A 24,558-nucleotide genomic window follows, 5' to 3' on the forward strand; every position below is an offset into this window, starting at 1 on the left:
GGGCCCCTCAGTCGAGGCCTAGCTCGGCCTTCCCGAACGCGAACAGGTAAGGCACACCGGCCTCGGCCTCGATGCGCTCCTCCGCGCCGGTGGCGCGGTCCACGATGACGGCGACGGCGGTCACCTCGCCGCCCGCGTTGCGCACGCCCTCCACGGCGGTCAGCGCGGAACCTCCGGTGGTCGAGGTGTCCTCGAGCACCACGACCTTGCGGCCCGCGACGCCCGGCCCCTCCACCTGCCGTCCCATCCCGTAGGACTTCTGCGCCTTGCGCACCACGAACGCATCGACGGCGCGGCCCGCCTCGCGCGCGGCGTGCATGACGGCGGTGCCCACCGGGTCGGCGCCCATCGTGAGGCCGCCCGCGGTCTCCATCTGCACGCCAGCCCGGTCAATGAGGTCCAGCATGACCTGCCCCACAAGCTGGCTGGCCTCGTGGTGGAGGGTGACGCGGCGGAGGTCCACGTAGTAGTCCGCCTCCTTGCCGCTCGAGAGGGTCACCTTCCCGCGGACCACGGCGAGCTCCTTGATCAGTTCGAGCAGGCGGGCGCGGGCGGTGGCGATGTCGACGGTAGCGGCAGCGGCGGAGGCAGCAATCGGGGCGTCAGTCATGGCTTCGATTCTAGTGGCGGCCGTCTTCACCCGGATTCACTTCGCTCGGCCGGGTTCCGTCCGGAGCGGCACGCACGACGGCGTGTGGTCGCCGACGGCGATGTGGCCATCCGAGGGGCGGCGCGGCGTCGTGCGCCTATCATGTGCCTTGAACCCCGCACACCCGTCCTGCCCCGCCCGCATCCCGCAAGGAGGCCCGTGAACACGTCCCTCACCCCCGCCGAGGTCTACCACGCCACGCCAGACGCCGAGGAGTCCGTGCCGCCGGTGCACGAGGTCACCTCCGCCGCGGCCGGGCGGCGCCTCGCGGACCGGGAAGACGTGGTCCGGCACAAGAAGCGCGGCTACGCCCTCGTCAACGTCGGCCAGACCCCGCACGAGGCGATGGTCGCCGACCTGCTGTTCGTGAGGGGGGCCCTCGAGGGCGCGCAGGTCCCCTACCTCCTAGTGCGAGGCAACGACGCACGACCCGTGATCGCCGTCGACTGGTCCTTCCGCAGGCAGCTGCGCCATGCGCTCGTGGCGGCGTGCCGTGACGAGCCGTTCTACTCTCTGACCGTGGATGCACGCAAGGACCGAGCCCTGCTCGTTGCGGACGGCCAACTCGCCGAGTCGGCACAGGCGCGCATGTTCCGGCTCTATCGGCCGCGGATCGAGCCGCATGGCGGCCTGCGCTACGGCCCGGAGACGGGTGTCCAGATCGAGCTGTGGAAGTGGGAAGGCGAGATCCTGCAGCTTCCCATCGAGAACTCGCTCACGCGCCGCACCATCCCGCGGTCCGAGGCTGTCCGAGGAACGGTAGAGCGGTTCGGGCACACCTGGCCGACCATCGAGAACATGTTCGCCGACCACGCGACGGACATCCATTTCGAGATCGACATCGTTTTCTCGTGGGTGGACGGCGCCGATCCCGAGCTCCAGCGCTACCGCGCGTCGTTCCTGCCGGGCGTGGTGCTCGGCGAGGGCGACGACGCTGAGGCCCGAGTACGCCAGATCAACGAGCTCAAGTACGCGCTGCGCAGCGTGCACATGTTCGCGCCGTGGATTGGACACATCTTCATCGCAACCGATTCGAAGGTCCCCGACTGGCTGAATGCCTCGCACGAGCGGATCACCATCGTGCCGGCCGCGGACCACTACAAGGACCCGTCAGTGCTGCCGGTGTTCAACTCCCAGGCCATCGAGTCTCAGCTGCAGCACATCGAGGGCTTGTCCGAGCACTTCCTGTACTCCAATGACGACATGTTCTTCGGCCGGCCGCTCGGCCCGGACATGTTCTTCTCCCCTGGCGGGATCACGAAGTTCATCGAGGCCTCGACGCGGATCGGGCTCGGCGACAACCACCTTGACCGTTCGGGCCACGAGAACGCCGCGCGCGTTAACCGGCGACTCCTGTGGGAGCGGTTCGGCCGCATTACCACGCGCCACCTCGAGCACACCGCCGCGCCCTTGCGGCGCAGTGTCCTGCTTGAGATGGAGCGGGAGTTCCCCGAGGAGTTCGCCCGCACGGCCGCCGCGCGCTTCCGCACGTGGGACAGCATCTCGGTGACGAACTCCTTCTACCACTACTACGCGCTCCTCACCGGGCGCGCCGTGACGAAGATCGGGGCGAAGGTCCAGTACATCGACACGACCGTGCGCTCCGGACTGGAGTCGCTCGGCAAGCTGCTCAAGAAGCGCAACCAGGACTTCTTCTGCCTCAACGACGGCTCGTTCCCCGAGGTGTCAGCGCAGGAGCGCCAGGAGCGCGTGACCGATTTCCTCGAGAAGTACTTCCCCATCCCGGCTCCTTGGGAGCGCTGACCGCGCTCCGTTTCGGGTCCGGATCTCGGCGCTGGTCAGAGGGTGGGGTGGGCCTCTGACCGCCGGACCGGGCGCGCGCCGTCGTCCGCGGGGAACGTGACCCCGGCGTCGGCGAGGATCCGCGCGACCTCCGCAGCGGGGACGTCGCGGCCCACCGTCTCGCCGCCCGCGGCGGGCACCACGGAGTGCAGCACCGAATCCGCGTAGACATGCACGAGGTTGTACGCCTGGGCGGCGTCGCGTCCGCGCGTTCCGCGGATCCCGGAGGTGGGATCGACGGCGCCGGCGAGGTCCTGCGTGTAGCAGGTCGCAGAGGCGACAGACACAGGAATCCCCGCAAACGTCCCGGAGGTCGAGTAGTGCAGGTGCCCGGCGAGGATCGCGCGGACGTCCGAGCCGCGCAGCACGTCAGCGAGGGGCGCCTGCCCCCGCAGCTCCACGAGCACCGCGAGTTCCTGCACGCAGGGCACGGGCGGGTGGTGCATCGCGAGGAGCGTCCCGTCGGGGGCGGGGAACGTGAGCTCCTCGGCGAGCCAGTCGAGCTGGGCCGCGGAGAGCTCGCCGTGGTGGAAGCCGGGCACGGTCGTGTCGAGCACGATGATCCGAAGTCCGTTGACCCAGTGGACCCGGTCGAGCGGCTCGGCGGAGGGGTCCTCGTCGAGCAGGTGCTCGCGGAGGGCAGCACGCGAATCGTGGTTGCCCATGGCCCAGATGAGGCGCGAGCCGAGTGCCGCGGCCGCCGGCTCCGCGATGCTGCGCAGCCGGGCGTAGGCGGCGGGCTCGCCCCGGTCCGCGAGGTCACCGGTGACCACGATCGCCTCGGGCGAGCCGCCGGCGTCGTGCATCTGGGAGAAGAGCCTGCGCAGCCGCTCCTCGGAATCGAGGGTGCCCGCGAGGAGTCCGTCACCGACGAGGTGCGTATCGCTCACATGGACCAGGAAATGGCGCGGCCGAGGATGCTCGGCCTGGATGATGCCCATTGGGAGCCTTCTGTCGTCTCGGGTCACTCCCCCCAGTGCACACATCCAAGGCATCTGGGCGATGAATGTCCAGTGAACGCGCCGCAAACCGCCCAAGCCGGGCGAAACAGAGAGGCGGGGGGGGGGGGGGGGGGGGGGGGGGGGGGGGGCCCCCCCCCCGGGCCGGGCGCCCCGCGCAACGGGAAACCCACGCCGGGCGAAACCGCGCGGCGCACGCCGGCGCACCGGGGGCGCGGCCGTCGTCCGCCCTTGCGCTCTGGCCCGGACCTGTATCCGAAACCGAGAGGGAGCTAGGCCCCTTCCGGCTTGCTGAGCTTGGCGACCGTCTCCGCGTCGGCGCCGAGGCCAGCGCCGGCCTGGAGGTGGCGCTCACGGATCTCGGCCACGATCTTGGCGTGCCGTGCGTCCGTGAGCTCGTAGAAGAACATGATCACGCCGGCGCCGGCGCCGAGGATCGCCGGGATGAGGCCCGCGGCGATCTGGATGCCGGTCACGGCCTGCGCCGTCTGCGCCGCAGCATGGCCGTCGTAGCCGCCCCACGCCAGCGCGTAGCCGGCGAGGGCGCCGCCCACCGCCTGACCGGTCTTGCGGGTGAAGGAGAAGAGCGAGTAGATAATGCCCTCGGAGCGGACGCCCGTCTTCCACTCGCCGTACTCGACGGTGTCCGCCTCGAGGGCCCACACCACGATGCTGACGCCGGCGATGCCGCCAACCGCGATGACGAAGCCGAGGAACGCGAGCCACACGAGCGTGGTCGGGGTGAACATGACCAGGAGGCCGCCCACGACTCCCACCACGATGAACGCCATGTAGACGGTCCGCTTGCCATACCTCGCGACGAGGACGGGGACCCATGCGCTCAGCGCCAAGGTGATGACGAGCTGGACGATCGAGAGGATCGGGACGAGGCCGAGGTTGTGCAGAGCGTCGCGGAAGTAGTACACCTGCACGGTCGAGAGGGACAGGTAGCCCGAGAGGAAGAGCAGCGAGGAGAGGCACAGCATGAGCAGCGGCTTGTTGCCCTTGAGCGTCTGCATGCTCTGCTTGAACGAGACCTTCGGCACGTCGCGGGCGACCTTCTCGCGGGTCGTGAAGAACGTGAACAGGTACAGCACGACGCCGAGCACCATGAAGACGAGCGTCACCGCGGTGAAGATGGGCTGGAGGTCGGTTCCGGCCTTGAGCAGCGGCGCGACGAAGATGCCGAGAGCGGAGGAGACGAGGAGCGCGCCAACGGTTCTCGCCGAGGCGAGCTTTGCGCGTTCCTTGGGCTTCTGCGTCATCGCCGAGGCCATCGAGCCGTAGGGGATGTTCACGAGCGAGTAGGCCAGGCCCAGCGCCGCGTACACGATGTACGCGTAGGCGAGCTTCCCGCCCTCGCCGATCTGGGGGATGTGGAAGTTGAGGAAGGTGAGAATGAGCAGCGGAACGGACCCGAACAGGATGAACGGGCGGAACTTGCCCCAGCGCTTCGTGTTGGTCCTGTCCACCATGCGTCCAGCGAACAGGTCGGAGAACGCGTCGAAGAGGCGCACCACGAGGAACAGCGTGCCCGCCGCCGCGGCGGGGATGCCTGCCACGTCGGTGTAGTAGACGAGCAGGAACATCGACGTGGTGGTGAACGCGAGGTTGTTGGCGGCGTCACCCGCCCCGTAGCCGATGATGCTCCGGAGGCGGAGCTTGTCCGACCCGGGATGATCGGTGCGCGCGGCCGGTGCCGACGGTGAAGACGTCATTGTCATGTCCTTGTCCTTGGGGTGGGTCCGGTCGCGGTCAGCGGGCCTGCGGCTTCTTGTTGTTCAGCGGCGCCCAGCGACGGCGCAGGGCGTGAGCGGCGGCCTTCGGGCGGCGATCGCGCGTGAAGGCGCCCTTCTTGTTGCCGTCCACACGCATGATGCCGTTGGACGTGGCGAAGTCCGCGAAGTTCCACACGTGCTCGCCGACCATGGCCGGCACGCGGTCGAAGACGCGGTGGTACATGTCCAGGAACGCGGACTGGTACTCCTCGCTCCAGGGCTGCTCGTAGAGGGAGTGCAGGCCCGGCATCGTGTCGGCACCGTACTCGGTCATGATCATGGGCTTGCCGTGCTTCTCGGTCCATGCGAGAAGCTCGGCCTCGAGGGCCTTCTCCGCCGACGCGAGGTCGCCGGTGTTCAGGTACCAGCCGTAGTAGCGGTTGAGCATGATCACGTCGAACAGGTCCGTGATGACGTCCTTGTCCGGTCCGTCGAACATGACGTTCACGAAGCCGATCGGGCGCGTCGGGTCGAGCTCGCGGGTGAGCCTGGCGAGGGGCTCGAAGTACTCGCGGGCGCCCTGCTCGGAAGACTGGGGCTCGTTGGCGATGGACCAGATGACCACGGACGGGTGGTTCTTGTCCCGCGCGACGAGCTCCGCGATGACCTGCCGGTGCGCGGCCGCGGTCTCGTCGCTGACGAACTCCGGGCCATACGTCTTCTTCGCTCCTGTGCTGAAGAACCCTGCGAAGTCCGCGTTGAGGCCCACTGCAGGGGTCTCGTCGATGACGACGATGCCGTGGCGGTCCGCGTAGTCCATGACCTCCTCGGAGTACGGGTAGTGGGAGGTGCGGAAGGAGTTCGCGCCGACCCACTCCAGGAGGGAGAAATCGTTCACCATCTGCGCGTGGCTGTGGCCCTTGCCGATCGTGACGTGGTCCTCGTGCATCCCGAAGCCCGTGAAGTAGAACGGCTCGCCGTTGATGAGGAACTCCGTGCCGCGCACCTCGACGGTCCGGACGCCGAACGTCTGGGCGTAGGAGTCCACGACCTGACCGTCCAGGTCGACGACCTCGACCACGAGGCTGTACAGGTAGCCCTTGCCGGGCTGCCAGAGCTCGACGTCGGGGATCGCCACCGTGCCGGAGATCCCGTCCGCGGCGGCCACCTCGGCGCCCGAGGCGTTGAGGACCCGCACGCGGACCGGCAGGAGCCCTGCGGTCTCACCGGCGACGACAACCGCGTAGTCGACGGTGCCTGTCGCGATGGTGCCGGTCCCGGCTGCGCCGGGGTCGCCTTCGAAGCCGGTCGTCACGACGACGTCCTCGACGTAGACCGCCGGCGTGCTGTAGAGCGAGATGCTGCGGTGGATGCCGGCGTAGTTGTAGAAGTCGTGCATGTACTGCTGCTGGCGGCGGCCGTCCTCAGTCTCGGTGATGTTGCCCGGTGGGATCGTGGCCTGCGTGAGCTCGTTGTTCACCGCGACGGTGAGGCGGAACGCACCGCCCGGCGTCACGTGCTCGGTGATGTCCGCCTCGAACGGGGTGTAGCCGCCCTGGTGCTCGGCGACGAGGACGCCGTCCACGAAGGCTTTCGCACCATGCGTCGCGGACTCGAAGCGCAGCCAGGCGCGCTCACCGGCCCAGCCGCGGGGCACGCGGACGTCGCGCTCGTACCAGACCCAGCCGACGTGGTCGCGGATCGCCTTGTCGGCGAACACATCGTTGTAGCTCGCGGGCACGGCCATCTCGAGTGCCGTGTCGAGCCGTGCGTTCTGCCAGCCCTCGCGGAGGCCCGCGTTGTCCGAATCCACCTTGAAGGCGAACAAGCCGTCCAGGCTCACCAGTTCGCGGGTGGGTCCATCCTGGGGCTTGAGCATGTGCCGTCCTTCGCATCGTTGCGGTCCGCCGGGGCATTGGAGCGCCGCCTGGGCGGGGCCTGTCTTCGGGGCTGTTCATTCAAGGGTAGGACCGGCGGCAACATCTCGGCAATCGATTGCCACACGTTGCCATCATCGCATCCGTGCAGCCCCGCAAGCCCGCGACCCAGTCGAGTCGCGCCCGCGTGGAACAACCAGGAGACGCCAAAACGCCACCACTCCGCAGGTGCGGTCGTGGTGGCGCTCTGGCGTGGGGATAGAGGGCACGCCGCCCGAGTGCGTCAGGCGCGGAGCCACTCCGCTGCCTCGCGGGCAATCTGGGCGGGCGGCTCGGCGACGTCGAAGGCGACACCGTGCTCGTCCGGTTCGAGCTCCTCGAGGGTCCCGAGCTGCGAGTCCAGGAGCGAGAGCGGCATGAAGTGCTCCGGCCGGGCGGCCATGCGCTCAGCGAGCAGCTCGCGGCTTCCTCGCATGTGCACGAATACGGTGTCCGGCGCCGCGCTGCGGATGAGGTCGCGGTACGAGCGCTTGAGCGCGCTGCAGCCGATCACCATCGTGCCGGTCGCGGCGGCCATCCGCGCGCCGATCTCACGCAGCCAGGGCGCACGGTCGTCGTCGTCGAGCGGAGTGCCTGCCGCCATCTTCGCGACGTTGGCCGCCGGATGCAGGTCGTCCCCGTCGACGAACTCTCCCCCGAGCTCCTCGGCGAGGAGGGCCCCCACGGTGCTCTTGCCCGAGCCGGAGACGCCCATGGCGATCACATGCAACGTGCGGGACGCGGCGCCGGGCTCAGCGCGTTCGACGGCCGTGCTCACCAGTCGTGGACCGTGCCGTCGATGAGGCGGTTGTACGGCAGGTACGCCTGCTGGTAGGGGAAGGAGTTGGCCGCTTCCTCGTTGAACTCGACGCCGAGGCCCGGCTTGTCGCCGGGGTGGAGGTAGCCGTCCTTGAACGTCATGGACTGCTCGAACACGGTGTTCGTCGCCTCCGAGTGCTGCATGTACTCCTGGATGCCGTAGTTGTGGATCGCGAGGCCCACATGCAGCTGGGCGGCGAAGCCCACCGGTGAGATGTCGGTGGGGCCGTGGAAGCCCGACTTGATCTGGTACTGCGCCGCGTAGTCCATAACCTTCTTGAGCGGGCTGATGCCGCCGAAGTGGGTGGAGGCCGCACGGACATAGTCGATGAGCTGTTCCTTGATGAGGCTCTGGAAGTCATAGACGGTGTTGAAGACCTCGCCGATCGCCAGCGGCGTCGTCGTGTGCGAGCGGACGAGGCGCAGTGCCTCCTGGTTCTCCGCCGGAGTGCAGTCCTCGAGCCAGAAGAGGTCGTAGGGCTCGAGGGCCTTGCCGAGCTTGGCCGCCTGGATCGGGGTCATGCGGTGGTGGCCGTCGTGCAGGAGCGGGATCTCGGGGCCGAACTCGTTGCGCACGGCCTCGAAGACGGTCGGGAGGTGGCGCAGATACGCGCGGGTGTCCCAGTCCTCCTCCTGCGGGAACGCGCCGCGGCCGGCCGGCTCGTAGTCGTAGCGCTCGCCCGAGGCCTGGGTCTGGGCGGCCACGCCGTAGACGGCCTTGATGCCCGGGATCGCCGTCTGGACGCGGATCGACTTGTAGCCGAGCTCGAGGTGCTCGTGGATCGAGTCGAAGAGGGAGGGGATGTCGGTGCCCGAGGCATGGCCGTAGGCGCGGAGGCCGTTGCGGGAGGCCCCGCCGAGCAGCTGGTAGACCGGGAGGCCGGCCACCTTGCCCTTGATGTCCCACAGCGCCATGTCCACCGCGGCGATCGAGGCCATCGTGACGGGGCCGCGGCGCCAGTAGGAGGAGCGGTAGAGGAACTGCCACGTGTCCTCGATACGGTGCGGATCGCGTCCGATGAGGAGCTGGGCCACGTGCTCCTTGAGGTAGGCGGCGACGGCGAGCTCGCGGCCGTTGAGGGTCGCGTCGCCGATGCCGACGACCCCCTCGTCGGTCGTCACCTTGAGGGTCACGAAGTTTCGGGTCGGGCTCGTTACGAAGACTTCAGCGGAGACGATCTTCATTGTCGCTTCCTTTCACTGCTGGGCGCTGCCGGAGGGGATGTGTACTTCAGCCTAGTTGGGCGGCGGTCGCATGGCAATCGATTGCCATAATTTGCCGTCATGATGCCAAGACCCGTCACTCCGCGCCGAACGTGCCGCGGAGGGAGTCAATCCGCGAGACGACGAGCGGGTCTCCCGCGAGCTCGGCGGAGACGAGTTCGGTGAGGGCCTGCGTGCGCTCACGTCCCTCGAGTCCGGCGGCCGCGACGATGGGTTCCTTGAGTGGGTCCTGGAAGTCGGTGCCGAAGGCCACCGCCGCGGACACGAAGTCGATCCAGGCCGCGATCATGCGTGCCGCGGCCACCCCACTCCGGCCCTCCGCGAGCTCGGCCGTCAGCACGGGCACGGCCCGCATGCGCAGCTTCGTGGTGCCGTCCGCTGCGATCTGGGCCAAATGGTGCGCGATCCGCGGGTTCGAGAACCTCTCGAGGAGGGCATCGCGGTACGCGGGCACCCCGAGCCCCGGCAGCGTCAGGTGGCGGGCGGCCTCGTTCCAGAACGCCTCGACCGCGTCGCGGCACGCGGCGTCGTCGATCGCCTCGGCAACCGTCGTGTGACCGCGCAGCTGGCCCGCGTAGGCGAGCAGGGAGTGCGCTCCGTTGAGGAGCCACAGTTTGCGGTTCTCGAAGGGCTCGATGTCGTCCACGAACTGGGCGCCGGCGTCCTCCCAGCGCGGGCGTCCCGCCGGGAAGCCGCCCGAGAGGATCCAGTTCGCGAACGGCTCCGCCACGACCGGCGCTTCGTCACGGTACCCGCGCTGGGCGGCCACCTCTGCGATGTCCTCCGGAGTCGTGCGCGGCGTGATGCGGTCCACGGACGTGCCGACGAAGCTGACGTTGTCGCGGATCCAGTCGGCGAGGCCGGCGGAGCCGGCGTCCAGACCCTCGGCGATCGAGAGGACCGCACGCTCGGCGACCTCGCCGTTGCCGGCCACGTTGTCGCAGCTCACGACGGCGATCGGCCCGGCCCCCGCGTCCCGGCGCGCTGCGAGACCGCGGACGAGGCGCGCGAGGGGAGAGTCGGCGTCGTGCTTCTCGTAGACGGCCTCGGTGACGGTCAGGGTGACGAGCGCCGTGGCCGGGGCGGCGAGGAGCTCGTTGAGACGGTCGGTGTCCGCGCCGTCGACAGCCTCGGCGATCGAGCCGACGACCTCGAAGGCGTCGCCCTCCGGTCCGCGCTCGATGAGTGTGAAGAGGCCATCCTGAGCCGCGAGGGTCAGGGCCGCATCGGGCCGGCGCCCCGTGAAGGACGCGATACCCCACTCCGCCGAGTCGGACGCGTGCTCGGTGAACCAGGCCTGGTGCGAGCGGTGGAAGGCGCCGAGGCCCAGGTGGACGATCCTCACGGGCGGCGCTTGCGTGCCCTCGCGGCCGAGGAGGGGGATTTCGGTCGTAGTGCCTGCAGCAGTCACAGGAGTCTCTCCTAGAGCTTGAAGACGCGGCGCGGCGAACCGTCGACCAGGTCGACGATGATCTCGTGGGCGCGGTTCTCGGTGACGCGGTGCTCGGCGACGAGGCGGGCCAGGAAGCTCGCGTCGACTCGGCGGGAGGCGTCGTGGCGGGCGGGGATCGAGCAGAACGCACGGGTGTCGTCGATGAAGCCGGACGTGCGGGTGAAGCCCGTCGTCTCGGTCACGGCGGAGCGGAACCGCATCATCGCGTCAGGGGCGTCGAGGAACCACCATGGCGCACCGACGTACACCGAGGGGTAGAAGCCCGCGAGCGGCGCAAGCTCGCGCGAGAACACCGTCTCATCGAGCGTGAACAGGACCAGGTGGAAGTCCTTGGCCGTTCCGAAGTCCTCGAGCAGAGCCCGGATGCCCGCCGTGTAGTCGATCGCGAACGGGATGTCGTGGCCCGTGTCGGCCCCGTACTTCTCGAACGTCGGCCTGTGGTGGTTGCGGAACGAGCCGGGGTGGATGGTCATGACGAGGCCGTCCTCGACGGACATGCGCGCCATCTCGTACATCATGTGGGCCTCGAACGCGTCACGGTCGGCCGCAGTGGCCTCGCCGCGGCGGGCCTTCTCGAACAGGGCCTCGGCCTCGGCACGCCCGAGCTTGAGCGTGAGCGGCGTGCGGACACCGTGGTCTGCCGAGACGGCGCCGTGCTGGACGAAGTAGCGGCGGCGGTTCTCGAGCCCGCGGAGGTAGCCCGCGTAGCCGGCGACGCCGTCGCCCGCCTCCGCCGTGATCCGGTCCACGCGCTGGCTCCACTCCGCGTGGGCCAGGTTGATGTAAGGGTCGGGGCGGAAGGTGGGCAGGACGCGGCCCGCGAACGACTCGTCCGCGGCGATGCGCGCGTGCGCCTCGAGGGAGTCGAGCGGATCGTCGGTCGTCGCGAGGACCTCGATGCCGAAGTCCGTGAACAGCTGACGGGGGCGGAAGCCGGGCTCGGCGAGCTTGGCCGAGATCGCCTCGTACACGGTGTCCGCGTTGTCCGCGCCAAGGTTGTCGACGAGGTCAGAGGGAAGTCCGAAGACGTGCTCGAACGAGCTGCGGAGCCAGTAGCCGGAGGCGGTGCCGTCGAAGAGCGGCCACGCCTCGGCGAACCTGCGCCACGCGGTGCGGGAGTCGACGTCGGCCGTGCCCCCCACTCGAAGGTCGGAGAGCTCGATGCCGGACGCGTGGATGAGGCGGGTCACGTAGTGGTCCGGGCTCACGATGAGCGCCGTCGGATCGGGGAACGGGGTGTCGTCCGCGATCACGTCGGCCGGCACGTGGCCGTGGGGGGACAAGATCGGCAGATGCTCGACGTCGGCGAGCAGCTCGCGCGCGATCTGGCGAGTTCCCGGATCGGCTGGCAGGAGTCGGTCAGGGTTGGCGGCGATGGAGTCAGTCACGGGTGGTCTCTTCTCTAGTCTCTGCTCGGGTCTTGGCGCGTTGCGCTGGGCGCATGACGGCGCCGGTGCGGCTCAGCTGGCCTCGACGCCGGCCTTCTCGAGCACCTTCGCGAACGCACGGGCAGCCACGCCGAACGCTTGCGGGCCGCTGAATCCGCCGAGCTCGAACGCATTCGCGAGGTGCGGCTCGAGCGAGACGAAGCCGGCGTAGCCACTGTCGCGGAAGGCCTCGACGGTGGCGAGCAGCTCGCCGTCGCCCTCGCCAGCCGGGACCACGGCGCCCGTTGCGGCGAGCGCATCCTTGATCTGGAGGTAGACGGTGTGGGGGCGCAGCATCTCGTAGCCCTCGGTGAACGGCTTGACGCCCACCTGGACAAAGTTGGCCGGGTCCCACGCGAGCTTGAGCGCCGGCGAGTCCACCGACTCGACGATGTCCAGCACTCGCGACGGAACGTCCCCGAAGATGTCCTTCTCGTTCTCGTGGACGAGCACGACGCCGGTGCCCTCCGCCCGCTTCGCGAGCGCCGTCATCCGCTCGATCACCGCGTCGCGGGCCTCCTCGGGGGTCTTGCCCTCGTAGTAGAACGAGAAGATCCGGATGTAGCCCGCGCCGAGCACCTCGGCGGCGCGCAGTGCCCGGCCGAGGCGCTCGACCTCATGCTCCACAGGCAGCGCGATATCGACCTTCCCGATCGGCGACGCGATCGCAGAGACCTTGAGCCCCGCCTCGTAGAGGACCTTCTTGAGCTCGGTGAGCTGCTCCTCGGAGAGGTCCACGATGTTGGTGCCCCACGCGCTGCGGACCTCGATGTAGTTGGCACCGAGCGCTCGCATCACCGCTGCCTGGACACGCGGGTCGGCGTCGATCTCGTCGCCGAATCCGGACAGTTCCCACTTGGTGTCTGACACGGTCTACTTCACTCCTCCGGCGGTCAAGCCGCCCACTAGATACTTCTGGAAGAACAGGTACAGGATCACGACGGGCACGGCGCAGACGAGGGCCGAGGCCATCATCTGCCCGTAGTACGGAATCGCACCGCCCTCGGTGCTGGTCGCGAAGACCTGAAGCGCCACAGCGGCGGTCTGGGTGTCCGGGCGCGTCATGACCGACGCGAACAGCACGTCGTTCCAGCCGAGCAGGAAGGCGAAGATGCCGGAGACGATGATCCCGGGCCAGCTCAGCGGCAGGATGATCCTCGTCAGAATGCCGAGGTTCGACGCGCCGTCGATCCTCGCGGCCTCCTCGAGTTCCTTCGGCAGCCCGCGCAGGTAGGTGACCATCACCCAGGTCGAGAAGGGCAGCGCGAACGTCAGGTACGTCACGATGAGGCCCCAGCGGGTTCCGATCACTGTGACCCCGAGGTACGTCGCGGCCGAGGAGAACAGGACGAAGACCGGCAGGACGAGGAGCGTGCCGGGGATCGACTGCAGACCGAGGAGGCCGCGCAGCACCGTGAGGCGCCCGCGGAACTGGTAGCGGACCAGAACGTAGGCCGTGCCGATGGACAGGACCGCCGAGATCACCGCCGTGGCGCCGGCCGCGATGACGGAGTTCACGAGTGCGCTCGCAAGCCCCACGCTCGACCAGATCTTCACATAGTTGTCGAACGTGAATTCGGCAGGCCAGAAGTCGCCGCGGGCCACGGAGATGTCCGAGTTGATGCTCGCGAGGAAGATGTACACGATCGGGGCGAGGACGAACAGGCCGAGCACCGCGATGACGACGGTGAGCAGCCACCCCGGCATGAGGCGCGTGACCTCCGCCTGTTGGCGCGAGCCGGGCCTGTCAACGAGCGGATTCAGCGTTGTTTTCGTGACTGTCTGTGAGAGGGTCACTTGCGGCCTCCCTGGGATTCGGTGTCGTCAAGCCTGACGGCGCGGAGGTAGATGAAGAGGGGGATCAGGATGAGGATGAGCGAAACCACGGCCATCGCGGCGGACAGGCCGAAGCGGAAGCTCTGGAAGCTCGTCACGTAGGTCAGGATCGGGAGCAGCTCCACATCGTGCGGGGCGGGGAGCCCGAACATCACGTACGGCAGTGTGAAGTTGTTGATGTGGTTCAGCATCCCGATGATGAAGGCGAGGGAGACCGGACCCTTGAGGTACGGGAACACGACGTACCGGAGCTTGGTCCACCACAGGGCGCCGTCCAGCGCCGATGCCTCGTGCACCTCGTGGTCCACGGACTGCAGGCCCGACAGTGCGAGCAGGTAGACGAACGGCCACGATGCCCAGACCTGCACGAAGATGATGGCCCCGTACGTGTTGGGGCCGTTGAGCCACAGCCCCGGATCGATTCCGAAGAGGCCGAACGAGTGGTCTACCACGCCCTGCGGCTGGAACATCGTGCGCCACACGGTCGCGACCACGAAGGACGGCAGGATGTAGGGAATGAGGAAGACAGATCGCACGACGGCGCGGCCCTTGAACGCGTTCTGCGTCGCCACAGCCGCGGCGATGCCGATCGGCAGGGCGACGACGGTCGCGATGAACGAGTACGAGACGCTCAGCCAGACGGCGTGGAAGAGGGTGGTCTGGGTGACAGCCTCGACGTAGTTGCCGAACGCGATGAACGGCGAGGCGATCCACTGGCGCAGGGTGTACTGGTCGAGGTCCAGGAGGGACATGTAGAGGCCCAGCAGGAGCGGGATCAGGATGACGATGGTCATCAGGAGTCCGCCCGGCAGGAGCATCCACAGGGGACGGTTCCGCTCGGACAGGCCGCGGCGCGGCTTGTCCGGGGTGGGGGTCGGCACCGAGCTGGTCCTGTTGGTGCCGGACGGGGCGGGCCGGGCGGCCCCGCCCCCCCCGGCAGCGGGCGGCCGGGGCTGCGGCGGCGGGGGGGGGGGGCGGCACGGTGCGGGTCGTGTTGGTGCCGGCGGGGGCGGGCGGGGCGGCCCGGCCCGCCGCGGATGCGGCAGGCCGGGTCTCCGGCGAAGGGGTGCTTGCAGTGTTCATGTCAGTCACGCGGGGTCGAGTCCGCAGCTCACTTCGCCCGGTCGAGGGACTGCTGGGCCTTGGTCTGCGCATCCTTGATGCGCTGGCTCAGCGCCGAGTCGGACACGTTGCCCGAGGCGAGGTCCGGGACGCTCTGGACCGTGACGTTGAGCAGGGCGAGCTGGATGTCGCTCCACGCACCGGTGAACGGGGTCGCGAACGACTGCTTCGCGGCGTCGGTGATCGGTGCCATGTGCGGCGCGGAGGTCAGGGACGCGAGCGCCTCGGCGTTCGCGGGCAGGTCACCGAAGGTCTTCTGGTAGTTCAGCTGCTCATCCTTGCTGGTGACGAGATTGATGTACGCGAACGCGAGGTCCTTGTTCTTCGAGTAGTCCGCCACGACCACGTTGTCACCGGACAGGATCGACGCCGCGGGGGTCGCCCCGGACTTCGGCGACGAGTCGCCGGGCGCCGCGACGGGCATGAGGGCGTAGTCGTACTTGTCCTTGAGCGCCGACTTCTCGAGGGTCGGGATCGAGTTCGAGGTGGTCATCGGGAAGAACGCGGCCTTGCCGGCGGCGAAGTCGGCGAGCGCCTGGGCGTTGCTCCACCCGACCGAGGCGGGGTTGACGACCTTGTTGTTGGTCAACCAGCCGAAGTAGGTCTCGTAGGCCTTCTTGACGGCCGGGTCGTCGAGCTTGGCCGTCTTGCCGTCAACGAGGGGGTTGCCCGCCTGGACTGACATCGCCCAGATGTACTTCCACGGATCGAAGTTGTCCTTGTAGGCGACGGCGAGGCCATACTGGCCCTTGGCCGCGTCGGTGGTCTTCTTGGCCTGGTCGAGGAGGCCATCCCACGTTGTCGCGGGCTTGTCGATGCCCGCTGCCTTGAGGATGTCCTTGTTGTAGGCCATGACGAACGGCCTGCTCACGAACGGGACGCCCGCGAGGTGGTCCTTGTCCGGGCCGGAGATGCCGAGGGCAGCCTGGTTGAACCGGTCCTTGCCGCCGACCTTCTTCCAGTCGTCGTCGGTGAGCGTCACGAAGGCCTTGGTCGCGTAGGCGGTCGGCGTGAAGGTCGTGCCGAGCGAGTACACGTCCGGCCCCTGGCCGGACACCACCGACGTCTGGATGCGCGTGAGCTCGTCGTTGGCGGAAGTGAAGGTCTCGAACTTGAGGTCAGCGCTGGTCTGGGTCTTGAACTTGGCAGCGATGTCCGACATCCACTGCTTCTGCTGCTCGGGGTAGAGCGTGTTGACGTTGACCAGGACGTTGAGCGTCTTGCCGGCACCGTTGACGGCCCCGCCAGACGAGCCCCCTGACGAGCCGCCTGAACCGCAGGCTGTGAGGGCAAGTGCCGCTGCTGCCGCGACGGCGGCCAGCTTGGCGGAGGTGCGCATCCGCATGGTGTCTCCTCTTTGAGTACTCATTGCATCGGATTTCGTGACGCAGCCCACAACCGTGAGCAGCACTAGCGAGTCTAGGAAGAGCAAAACATGGCGGCAAGCGATTGCCAAAATTTGCCAAGCCTGCTCCAATGGAAGTCATGACAGAGTCTTCCGGGGCCATCGAGGCCTCCGAGCGGATGCCCACCATCCGCGACATCGCCGAACGGGCCGGCGTCGCGACGTCGACCGTATCCCGCGCTCTTTCCAACCCGCAGCGCGTCAACGCCCGCACCCGCGAGCGCATCGAGAAGATCGCAGCAGAGCTGCACTACGTGCCGAGTTCCCAAGCCCGCGGGCTGAGCTCGGGGCGCACGGGCATCATCGCGGTCCTCGTGCCCGACGTGACCAACCCGTTCTACTTCGACATCATCCGCGGCACGCAGAACCAGCTCAAGGCGGCGGGCTACACACAGCTGCTCGTCGACACTGAGGAGGCGACCGATGTCGAACTCGATGCCCTGCGCAAGCTGCGCCGCACCGCGGACGGAATCATCCTCGCGGCGTCGCGCCTCACCGATGTCCAGCTCACCGAGGCCGCGCGCCTCCAGCCGCTCGTGACGATCAACCGCGCGACGGCAGACGCCCCCACCGTGCTCATCGACACCCCCAGCGCTATGGTCCAGGCGCTCGAGCACCTCGCCTCGCTCGGGCACACGAGGGTGACCTACGTGGGCGGCCCGACGAGCTCGTGGTCAACACACCGCCGCTGGAAGGCGATCGAAGAGGCCGCCGCGCGGCGCGGGATGACGGCGACCCGCGTGGGGCCCTACTCCCCGAAGACCTCATCCGGTGCTGCAGCTGCCGACGCTGCCCTGCGCACGGGCGCGACGGCCGTCATCGCGTTCAACGACCTCATCGCGATCGGCATGCTCCAACGCTTCCGCGAGCGCGGCGTCCGCGTGCCTGAGGACATGAGCATCGTGGGCTGCGACAACATCTTCGGGGCCGACTTCTGCAACCCGCCGCTGACCACGATCGCCTCCCCGATCGAGCAGGCCGGGCGCACCGCCGTCTCGATGCTCCTCGCCCAGCTCGATCCGCTGCACGCAGCGACGGTCCGCAGGCTTGCGGTCATGCCCACCCACCTCGAGGTGCGGGCCTCGACAGGCCAGGCGCCCGCCCGCACCGAGCACGCCGGCTGAGCAGTCCCTCCTGGCCTTTCTACGCCGGGCCGAGGGAGCCGCGTTCGTGGAATACTGTCGCGAGGCCGTACGACGGCGCGCCCGGACCGCCGTCGTCGGCCGCCGTTCCGCGATCCGTGCTGCCCTCGATCCGCGCGAGCAGCATCCTGACCGCCTGGCCGCCAGCCTCGTTGAGCGGCGCGCCGATGGTCGCAAGGCGGGGCGACGTGAAGTCGGAGCCGCGGATGTTGTCGAAGCCGACGATGCTGAGCCGCTCGGGCACCGGCACGCCGCGGTCCTGGAGCTCCTGCAGGAGGCCGATCGCGATGAGGTCGTTGAACGCGATGACGAGCGAGCACCCGCTGGCGAGCACGTCATCGGCGAGCTCGGCCCCGCGTCGGCGTGAGGGCATGCCGGGCGGCGCCGAGACAGCCTCGATCCCGGCCTCGGCGCCCGCCGCCTCGAGGATGTCCCATCGACTCCGCGACATCCACGAGCTGCCCACGCCCGGAATGTAGAGCAGCCGGCGGTGCCCCAGCTCGGCCGCGCGCACGACGGCGGCTCTCACCCCGGGCGCGACGTCTGGCACAACGCTGGGCACGCCGTTGAGAACCCGGTTGACGACGACGGTCGGCTTGTCCCCCGCGAACTCGCGGATGCGGGCGTCGGGGATGCGCGGTGAGGCGAGGATGACGCCGTCGACCGCCGCCCGTACACGGCGCGCCCAGTCCAGCTCCGCCTGGGCCGAACGGAACTCCTCCCCCACGAGCACCACGTAGTCGACCTCCCTCGCGGCCCGCTCCGCGCCCCGCAGGATGTCCTGGTACACGGCATACGCGATGTCAGGGACGAGGAGGCCAATGGTCTGGAGACGCCCGGTCTTGACGGCCCGCGCGACGGTATTGACGTGGTAGTCGAGTTCGCGCGCGGCATCCTCAATGCGGCGTTGGGTCGCTGCACTCACGCGCCCGGGCCGGCTCAGGGCGCGAGAGACGGTCGACGCATTCACTCCGACGAGCGCCGCAATGTCGTAGATCGTCGCCTGGGGCTTGGGCACAGGGCCTCCTTTCTGGGTCCATGCTCCCAGAAAGGAGGCTTGCGCTGCGCCCCTTCAGAGGGCTACGCGCGCTCGGGGAACTTGCCCTCGGCGGCGATGCGCTTGTTGAGCTCCGCGAGGAACTCGTCCTCGTCGAAGTCCATCGAGACTTCCTTCCCGGTCCAGCTCGAGAGGTGGATCGCGTTGGCGAGCCGCACGCCGAGCATGCCGTCGGTACCCGGGGCGAGCAGGGGTGTGCCGTCGAGGATGTTCGCGGCGAAGTTCTCAAGCACGCCGGAGTGCTGGGCGCCCCAAGCGGACTCGAACGCGATGGTCTCCTGCGTGTAGAAGTCCGCCGGGTTGAACTGGCCCTGGAACATCTTGCGGACGTCATCCATGTCCATGGCCTCGCTCAGCTCGCGCTCGGGCTTGTTCAGGCGTGTCACCACGGCGGTCTTGGAATCCTCGACGACGATCTTGCCCTGGTCGCCGAGGATCTCGAAGCGGTCGGTGCCCGTGATGTCGTGCGTCGCGGTCACGAAGACGCCCGTCGCGCCGTCACCGTAGTCGACCACCGCGGTCACCTCGTCCTCGACGGCGATGTTGCGACGGAAGCCGTAGGCGACCTTCGAGAAGACGCTCTGCGGGACGCCGCAGATCCACTGCCACAGGTCCAGCTGGTGGGGTGCCTGGTTGACCAGGACGCCGCCGCCTTCGCCGCCCCACGTGGCGCGCCACTCGCTCTGGTCGTAGTAGCCCTGCGGGCGCCACCACGTGGTGATGATCCAGTTGGTGCGCTTGATCTTGCCGATCTCGCCCGCGTCCACGATCTCCTTGAGCTTGCGGTACAGCGGGTTGTTGCGCTGGTTGAACATGATCGCGAACGTCAGCTCGGGCCGGGTCCCAGCGAACTCGTTGAGCTCCTTGACCTGCTTCGTGTAGACGCCGGCCGGCTTCTCGAGCAGCACGTGGATGCCGCGCTCGAGGGCCTGGATGCCCATCTGCGGGTGGAGGTAGTGCGGCACGGTCGTGACGACGGCCTCGACCACGCCGGACTCGAGCATCGTGACGTAGTCGTCGAAGACGTGGACGTCCGGGTAGAGCTCGGCGATCTTCTCGCGCTTGGCCGGGTCGACGTCTGCGATGGCCGTGACCTCGATGTTCGGCACGAGGCCATCCGCGATGAACTTCGCGTACGAGCTGCCCTGCGCGCCGAATCCGACGACGCCGAGGCGGACTTTCCTGCTCATGGGTACTGTCTCCGTTCTGGTGTGAGAAGTCTCTTAGAAGAGGTTCTTGAAGCCGAGGGACACGAGGTTGTCGTGCGAGGTCTGCAGCACGTCGAACACTCCGCGGCCGTACAGCTGATCCTGCTCCACGAGCAGGTACTTCGCTCCGGCATCGATGGCGCTTGGGACGATCGAGGCGAAGTCGAGGTTGCCCTCTCCGACCTCCGCGAACTGGACAACATCCTTGAAGTGGCCCATGAAGGCGGCGAAGTCGCCGGACTCGTAGGCGGCGATCCCCTCCTCGGGGAGGGCGCCGATCCGGTAGTCCTTGAGGTGGACCATGGCCGTGCGGCCCGCGTACTTCTGCAGGGTGCGGACGGGGTCGAGGCCGCCGCGCTGGACCCAGTGGACGTCAATCTCAAGGCCGATGCTGGGGGCCTCCTCCGCGAGGATGTCCATGACGTAGCGGCCGCCCATGCGGGCGAAGTCCACGTGGTGGTTGTGGTAGTAGAGCGTCACACCATGGTCGGCAAGGGCCTGGGCCGCCTTCTCGACGCGCTTCGCGTAGTCGACCACGCGTTCCTCGCTGCGCAGCTCGGACATGGGGAGCATGCCGATGCGGAGCATGTCCGTGCCGAGGCGCTTGCAGTCCGCGGCGGCACGGTCTATGTCGACGGCGAGCGCGTACGGCGTCGCCCCCTTCTCGCCGTCGAGCTGCGCGGACAGCGCGGCGAACTCGACACCGAGCTCGCCCCGCGACCGTTCAAGCTCGGCAATATTCTTCTCGTCCATCGGGATCTGCGAAACCTCGACGGCCTTGTACCCGATGTCCGCAACCTTGCGGAGCGTCTCGAAGGGGCCGATCTCCGCGAAGCTGTCCTTGAGCATCATCGCCTGTACGCCGATCTTGGCCATGGTTCTCCTTAGTATCGTTCAGTGTCTTCTGGGGAGTCGTGGGGTCTTGCTCGGTTCCCGGGGCGCCGCGACGCTGTCCGACGACGGGATCGCGGTGCGCGGCATCACACGCATCGTTCCACCGTATCCCCGACGGCATCACATGGAAACCGTTTGCCATTTGGTTGCCACGACGACGGCAGGCGGGACCGCGAAGGCTCCCACCCGCCGTCGTGCGCCCGACCTCGCCGGACCTCCCGGACCCTACGGCTAGCTGCCGACGGCGAGCAGCGCCTTCCGCTGAGCGCGTCGCTCGGCCTGCCGGTCCGGGTCCGGAACGGGAGAGGCGAGCAGGAGCCGCTGCGTGTAGGGATGCCGCGGATCCCGGGTGACCTGCTCGGCGTCGCCCTGCTCAACGATCTCCCCGTGGTACATGACCGCGACCCGGTCGCTGATGTGGCGGACCACGTCGAGGTCGTGAGAGACGAACAGGTAGGAGACCCCGGTGTCCTGCTGGATCTGCAGGAACAGGTCCAGAACGCGGGCCTGGGTCGAGAGGTCGAGGGCGGAGACCGGCTCGTCACACACGATGAGCTTCGGCGCGAGCGCGAGGGCCCGCGCGATCGCGACGCGCTGGCGCTGGCCGCCCGAGAATTCGCGCGGGAGGCGGTAGATGGCATCGACCGGCAGGTTCACGTGGTCGAGCAGCTCCCGGATGCGTGCGCGGGCGTCGGTATCGTTCTTGCCCTGCACCTTGAGCGGCTCGGCGAGGATGTCACCGATGGTCATGGCGGGGTTGAGCGATGTGTACGGATCCTGGAACACGACCTGGATGTCGCGCGACAGCCGTCGACGCTCTGCCCGGGAAGCGTGCCCGATGTCCCTGCCCTCGAAGAGGACCTTGCCGCCCGTGACCGGGGCCAGGCCGAGGAGGGCACGGCCGAGCGTCGTCTTGCCCGAGCCGGACTCGCCGACAAGACCGAGGGTCTCCCCCGCGCCGATCTCGATGCTCACGCCCTTGAGCGCGCGGAACGCCTTGGCCCGGAATCCCTTGCCGGGGTACTCGACGACGAGCCCGTCGACGTTCAAGAGCTTCTGCTCGCTCATCGGGCGGCCACCTTCGTCAGCTGGGTCCTGGGCTCCTTGCCCTCGAGCATCGAGGCAAGGAGCATCTGCGTGTACGGCTCCTTGGGAGAGCGCAGGATGTCACGGACGGGACCCTCCTCGACGAGGCGGCCGTTCTGCATCACGACCACGCGGTCGCAGAGGTCGGCCACGACCCCGAAGTTGTGGGTCACGAGGACCATGCCCATGCCGAGCCGGCCTTGGAGCTCGCGCAGGAGGTCGAGGACCTCAGCCTGGACCGTGACGTCGAGCGCCGTCGTCGGCTCGTCGGCGATGATGAGGTCCGGCTCGCAGCTCATCGCGCCGGCGATGAGGACACGCTGGGCCATGCCGCCGGAGACCTCATGCGGGTACGCGGCGAAGGTGCGATCGGGGTTCGGGATGCCGACGTCGGCGAGCAGCTTGAGCGCGCGGGCCTTGGCCTCCGCCTTGGTGATCTTGAGGACGCGGACCATGGGCGTCACGAGCTGGTAGCCGACCGTGAAGGCCGGATCCAGGTTGCTCATGGGCTCCTGCGGGATATACGCAATCCGCTTGCCCCTCAGTCGACTGACCCGGTCCTCGTCCACCCGGTCGTCCGCGGGAGCGACGGTGTACGCGCCGTCGAACTGGATGGTGCCGGCCACGATGCGGGCGTTGTCCGGCAGGAGGCCGAGGATCGAGAACGCGGTCTGCGACTTGCCGGAGCCCGACTCGCCCACGATGCCCACGATCTCGCCGCGGTCGACGTGGAACGAGACGTCGTCGACCACCTTCTTGACCGTCCCGTCCGCCTGCGGATAGCCGACGCCGAGGTGGGTCACCTTCACGAGGTGGTGCTCCGTGCCTTCCGCGACTGCAGGCGTGCCTGCGACCGGTCGAGACTTCGCGACCGGGCGCACCTTGGCCTGGTGCGGGATCACGTCCGCGCCCGACGTCGCGCCCATGGCCGCGCTCGTCGCGGAACCGAGGGCTGCGCCGATGACTGCTGCCGATGCGGCCGCGGCCTTCTTCCCGCTGGCCTTGTCCGCATCCTCGAGCGCGTCGCGGATCGCGTTGCCGAGGAGCACGAGGGCGCCGATGGTCAGGGCCATCGCGAGGGCGGGCCAGAGCAGGACCTGCGGCGCGAGGTAGACGTTCTTGAAGCCGTCGTTGAGCATGACGCCCCATGTGGCCTTGGACGGGTCGCCGAGGCCGAGGAACTCGAGGCCGGACTGGATCGCGATCGCGATGCCACACACGGCGGCGGTCTGGATGATGATCGGCGCGCGCACGACGGAGAAGATGTGGCGGCCGATGATGCTCGCGTCCGAGAGACCGGCGACGCGCGCGGCGTCGACGTAGAGCTCGTTGCGGACCGACTGCACCGCGGAGCGCGTGAGGCGGAAGTAGCTCGGGCTGATGAGGATGCCGAACGCGATCATCGCGGTCCACACGCTGGGCCCGAAGGCGGCGCGGATCGTGAGGAGGACGATGAGTCCGGGCAGGCTCATGAGGATCGAGACGACCCAGTTGCTGGCGGTGTCGAAGAATCCGCCGTAGTAGCCGGCGAGGAGGCCCGTCGGCAGACCGATCGCGATGGCAACCGCGGCGCACAGGAGCGCCGAGAGCAGCGTCGGCTGGGCGCCGTACGTGAGCCTGCTGAAGATGTCGCGGCCTGCGCTGTCGGTCCCGAGGATGTTGACGCCGTCGGGCATGGCCATCGGTTTGGCGAGGTTCGCGTAGTTCTGGTCGAAGGGCGCGATGACGGGCGCGAAGACCGCGAGCACGAGCATCGCCAGGAGGATCACGGTCGCGGTCACGCCGAGGGGGTTCTTGAGCAGGCGCAGGAACACGTTGGAACGCACGACCGTGCCGTTCTGCCCCGTTGCGGGGGATGTGGCCTGTGTGGTCATGAGACACGCACCTTGGGGTTGAGCCAGCCGTTGAGCAGGTCGACGACGAGATTGACGATGATCACCACGACGACCGTGTACATCACGACGCCCATGACGACGGGGAGGTCGCCGAGGCTCGTCGAGGAGACGGCCATAGGGCCGAGACCCGGAAGGGCGAAGATCGTCTCGATGATGAGGACGCCCCCGAGCATGCCGATGAGCTGGAGGCTCAGGACAGTCAGGCCCGCCGGGGCGGCGCTGCGGAGCACGTGCTTGAAGAGGATCTCCCCCTCGCCGATGCCGCGCGAGCGCAGCGTACGGACGTAGTCGCGCTCGAGCTGCTTGATGACCGCGGAGCGGATTTGCTGCGCCCCTCCCGTGACTCCGTTGAGGACGAGGGCCAGGACAGGCAGGGTGAGGGACGCGACCCAGGCGTCCACGCCGGCGTCGGGCGCGATGGTGCTCGTGGCAGGGAACAGCTGAAGCTTGATCGCGAGGAACGTCACGAGGATGATGCCGATGACGAACCCGGGGATCGCATCGCCGAGGACGGCGCCCACCTGAACGACGCGGTCCACCCAGCCGCGCTTGACCGCGGCGGCGACGCCGATGAGTGCGGCGATGACGGCGATGAAGGCCATGGCGACGAACACCATGGTCATCGTGATCGGGAGGCGGTTGCCGATTGCATGGGCGACCGGCTCGGACGTGAACCACGAGGTCCCGAGGTCGCCCTGGAGGGCGTTCCCGAGCCACGAGAAGTACCGCGCAGCGAGGGGCTCGTCGAGGCCGAGCTCGTGAGCCTTGGCGGCCACCTGCTCGGGCGTGGCCTGATCGCCCACGATATTGCGGGCGATGCTGCCGCTCGAGAAGTAGAGCAGGACGAACGTGAGGACTGAGACCGTCAGCAGGACGATGAGGCCACTGACAAGGCGTTTGAGGATGAAGGGGATCATGGGGTTGCTCCGGGAGTGAGTGCTGGAT

General features: G+C 68.4%; 20 protein-coding genes. 2 read left to right on the top strand and 18 right to left on the bottom strand.

Going from position 1 to position 24,558, the window contains the following annotated elements; all coding sequences use genetic code 11:
* Nucleotides 1-7: 7 nt before the first annotated feature.
* Complete coding sequence (gene pyrE, locus RBS60_RS07915) at nt 8-610, bottom strand: orotate phosphoribosyltransferase (protein WP_307956999.1); 603 nt, start codon at nt 608-610, stop codon at nt 8-10.
* A 141-nt stretch (nt 611-751) separates the two neighbouring features.
* Here pyrE and RBS60_RS07920 point away from each other — a divergent pair, with 141 nt between their 5' ends.
* Entirely contained in the window at nt 752-2,413 is a 1,662-nt protein-coding gene (locus tag RBS60_RS07920; RefSeq protein WP_374049249.1) for a stealth family protein, read from the top strand.
* Between the two features lie 35 nt (nt 2,414-2,448).
* Here the strand turns inward: RBS60_RS07920 and RBS60_RS07925 are convergent, their stop codons facing one another.
* The 11 genes from RBS60_RS07925 to RBS60_RS07975 all read right to left on the bottom strand — a co-directional run bounded on the left by RBS60_RS07925 (nt 2,449) and on the right by RBS60_RS07975 (nt 16,271).
* Nucleotides 2,449-3,393, bottom strand: a complete 945-nt coding sequence (locus RBS60_RS07925; RefSeq protein ID WP_307957000.1) for a phosphodiesterase — start codon at nt 3,391-3,393, stop codon at nt 2,449-2,451.
* Nucleotides 3,394-3,683: 290 nt separating this feature from the next.
* The gene (gene uidB, locus RBS60_RS07930) at nt 3,684-5,129 is read right to left on the bottom strand and encodes a glucuronide transporter (RefSeq protein WP_307957001.1); all 1,446 of its coding nucleotides are present in this window, start codon (nt 5,127-5,129) and stop codon (nt 3,684-3,686) included.
* Nucleotides 5,130-5,166: 37 nt separating this feature from the next.
* Nucleotides 5,167-7,008, bottom strand: coding sequence for a beta-glucuronidase (gene uidA, locus RBS60_RS07935; RefSeq protein WP_307957002.1), 1,842 nt, complete (start codon nt 7,006-7,008; stop codon nt 5,167-5,169).
* A 281-nt stretch (nt 7,009-7,289) separates the two neighbouring features.
* On the bottom strand, nt 7,290-7,823 hold the full coding sequence (locus RBS60_RS07940; RefSeq protein WP_307957003.1) for a gluconokinase: 534 nt from the start codon (nt 7,821-7,823) through the stop codon (nt 7,290-7,292).
* On the bottom strand, nt 7,820-9,049 hold the full coding sequence (gene manD / locus RBS60_RS07945) for a D-mannonate dehydratase ManD (RefSeq protein WP_307957004.1): 1,230 nt from the start codon (nt 9,047-9,049) through the stop codon (nt 7,820-7,822). The genes RBS60_RS07940 and manD overlap by 4 nt, the downstream gene beginning before the upstream one ends.
* A gap of 115 nt (nt 9,050-9,164) precedes the next feature.
* Nucleotides 9,165-10,499 carry a mannitol dehydrogenase family protein gene (locus tag RBS60_RS07950; RefSeq protein WP_307957005.1) on the bottom strand — a complete coding sequence of 445 codons (1,335 nt, stop codon included), beginning with the start codon at nt 10,497-10,499 and terminating at the stop codon, nt 9,165-9,167.
* A gap of 11 nt (nt 10,500-10,510) precedes the next feature.
* On the bottom strand, nt 10,511-11,929 hold the full coding sequence (gene uxaC / locus RBS60_RS07955) for a glucuronate isomerase (RefSeq protein WP_307957006.1): 1,419 nt from the start codon (nt 11,927-11,929) through the stop codon (nt 10,511-10,513).
* A gap of 72 nt (nt 11,930-12,001) precedes the next feature.
* Nucleotides 12,002-12,838, bottom strand: a complete 837-nt coding sequence (locus RBS60_RS07960) for a sugar phosphate isomerase/epimerase family protein (RefSeq protein ID WP_307957007.1) — start codon at nt 12,836-12,838, stop codon at nt 12,002-12,004.
* A 3-nt stretch (nt 12,839-12,841) separates the two neighbouring features.
* Nucleotides 12,842-13,675, bottom strand: a complete 834-nt coding sequence (locus RBS60_RS07965; RefSeq protein ID WP_307957096.1) for a carbohydrate ABC transporter permease — start codon at nt 13,673-13,675, stop codon at nt 12,842-12,844.
* An 86-nt stretch (nt 13,676-13,761) separates the two neighbouring features.
* Nucleotides 13,762-14,685 (bottom strand): sugar ABC transporter permease, encoded by a 924-nt coding sequence (locus tag RBS60_RS07970; RefSeq protein WP_307957008.1) that lies wholly within the window; start codon nt 14,683-14,685, stop codon nt 13,762-13,764.
* A 230-nt stretch (nt 14,686-14,915) separates the two neighbouring features.
* Complete coding sequence (locus tag RBS60_RS07975) at nt 14,916-16,271, bottom strand: extracellular solute-binding protein (RefSeq protein ID WP_307957009.1); 1,356 nt, start codon at nt 16,269-16,271, stop codon at nt 14,916-14,918.
* A gap of 140 nt (nt 16,272-16,411) precedes the next feature.
* Between RBS60_RS07975 and RBS60_RS07980 the strand changes: the two genes are divergently transcribed.
* On the top strand, nt 16,412-17,455 hold the full coding sequence (locus RBS60_RS07980; protein WP_374049252.1) for a LacI family DNA-binding transcriptional regulator: 1,044 nt from the start codon (nt 16,412-16,414) through the stop codon (nt 17,453-17,455).
* Nucleotides 17,456-17,474: 19 nt separating this feature from the next.
* Here the strand turns inward: RBS60_RS07980 and RBS60_RS07985 are convergent, their stop codons facing one another.
* From RBS60_RS07985 to RBS60_RS08010, 6 genes are all read right to left on the bottom strand, one after another.
* Nucleotides 17,475-18,491, bottom strand: a complete 1,017-nt coding sequence (locus RBS60_RS07985) for a LacI family DNA-binding transcriptional regulator (RefSeq protein WP_307957011.1) — start codon at nt 18,489-18,491, stop codon at nt 17,475-17,477.
* A gap of 62 nt (nt 18,492-18,553) precedes the next feature.
* Nucleotides 18,554-19,720, bottom strand: coding sequence for a Gfo/Idh/MocA family oxidoreductase (locus tag RBS60_RS07990; RefSeq protein ID WP_307957012.1), 1,167 nt, complete (start codon nt 19,718-19,720; stop codon nt 18,554-18,556).
* Between the two features lie 33 nt (nt 19,721-19,753).
* Nucleotides 19,754-20,614 carry a sugar phosphate isomerase/epimerase gene (locus tag RBS60_RS07995; protein WP_307957013.1) on the bottom strand — a complete coding sequence of 287 codons (861 nt, stop codon included), beginning with the start codon at nt 20,612-20,614 and terminating at the stop codon, nt 19,754-19,756.
* 249 nt (nt 20,615-20,863) lie between these two features.
* Nucleotides 20,864-21,700, bottom strand: coding sequence for an ATP-binding cassette domain-containing protein (locus tag RBS60_RS08000; protein WP_307957014.1), 837 nt, complete (start codon nt 21,698-21,700; stop codon nt 20,864-20,866).
* Nucleotides 21,697-23,592, bottom strand: coding sequence for a dipeptide/oligopeptide/nickel ABC transporter permease/ATP-binding protein (locus RBS60_RS08005; protein WP_307957015.1), 1,896 nt, complete (start codon nt 23,590-23,592; stop codon nt 21,697-21,699). Before RBS60_RS08005 ends, RBS60_RS08000 begins: the two co-directional genes overlap by 4 nt.
* Nucleotides 23,589-24,530, bottom strand: a complete 942-nt coding sequence (locus RBS60_RS08010) for an ABC transporter permease (protein ID WP_307957016.1) — start codon at nt 24,528-24,530, stop codon at nt 23,589-23,591. Before RBS60_RS08010 ends, RBS60_RS08005 begins: the two co-directional genes overlap by 4 nt.
* Between the last annotated feature and the right edge of the window lie 28 nt (nt 24,531-24,558).

The organism is Sinomonas sp. ASV486 (genome assembly GCF_030908215.1).
GTDB classification, from domain to species: Bacteria; Actinomycetota; Actinomycetes; order Actinomycetales; family Micrococcaceae; genus Sinomonas; species Sinomonas puerhi.

Excerpts from the sequence above, each read along its gene's own strand:
- manD (WP_307957004.1), bottom strand. The coding sequence starts at position 9,049 with ATGAAGATCGTCTCCGCTGAAGTCTTCGTAACGAGCCCGACCCGAAAC.
- uidA (WP_307957002.1), bottom strand. The coding sequence starts at position 7,008 with ATGCTCAAGCCCCAGGATGGACCCACCCGCGAACTGGTGAGCCTGGAC.
- RBS60_RS07980 (WP_374049252.1), top strand. The coding sequence starts at position 16,412 with ATGACAGAGTCTTCCGGGGCCATCGAGGCCTCCGAGCGGATGCCCACC.
- RBS60_RS08000 (WP_307957014.1), bottom strand. The coding sequence starts at position 21,700 with ATGAGCGAGCAGAAGCTCTTGAACGTCGACGGGCTCGTCGTCGAGTAC.
- RBS60_RS08010 (WP_307957016.1), bottom strand. The coding sequence starts at position 24,530 with ATGATCCCCTTCATCCTCAAACGCCTTGTCAGTGGCCTCATCGTCCTG.
- uidB (WP_307957001.1), bottom strand. The coding sequence starts at position 5,129 with ATGACGTCTTCACCGTCGGCACCGGCCGCGCGCACCGATCATCCCGGG.
- RBS60_RS08005 (WP_307957015.1), bottom strand. The coding sequence starts at position 23,592 with ATGACCACACAGGCCACATCCCCCGCAACGGGGCAGAACGGCACGGTC.
- RBS60_RS07975 (WP_307957009.1), bottom strand. The coding sequence starts at position 16,271 with ATGCGGATGCGCACCTCCGCCAAGCTGGCCGCCGTCGCGGCAGCAGCG.
- RBS60_RS07995 (WP_307957013.1), bottom strand. The coding sequence starts at position 20,614 with ATGGCCAAGATCGGCGTACAGGCGATGATGCTCAAGGACAGCTTCGCG.
- RBS60_RS07990 (WP_307957012.1), bottom strand. The coding sequence starts at position 19,720 with ATGAGCAGGAAAGTCCGCCTCGGCGTCGTCGGATTCGGCGCGCAGGGC.
- RBS60_RS07965 (WP_307957096.1), bottom strand. The coding sequence starts at position 13,675 with ATGCCGGGGTGGCTGCTCACCGTCGTCATCGCGGTGCTCGGCCTGTTC.
- RBS60_RS07925 (WP_307957000.1), bottom strand. The coding sequence starts at position 3,393 with ATGGGCATCATCCAGGCCGAGCATCCTCGGCCGCGCCATTTCCTGGTC.
- pyrE (WP_307956999.1), bottom strand. The coding sequence starts at position 610 with ATGACTGACGCCCCGATTGCTGCCTCCGCCGCTGCCGCTACCGTCGAC.
- RBS60_RS07920 (WP_374049249.1), top strand. The coding sequence starts at position 752 with ATGTGCCTTGAACCCCGCACACCCGTCCTGCCCCGCCCGCATCCCGCA.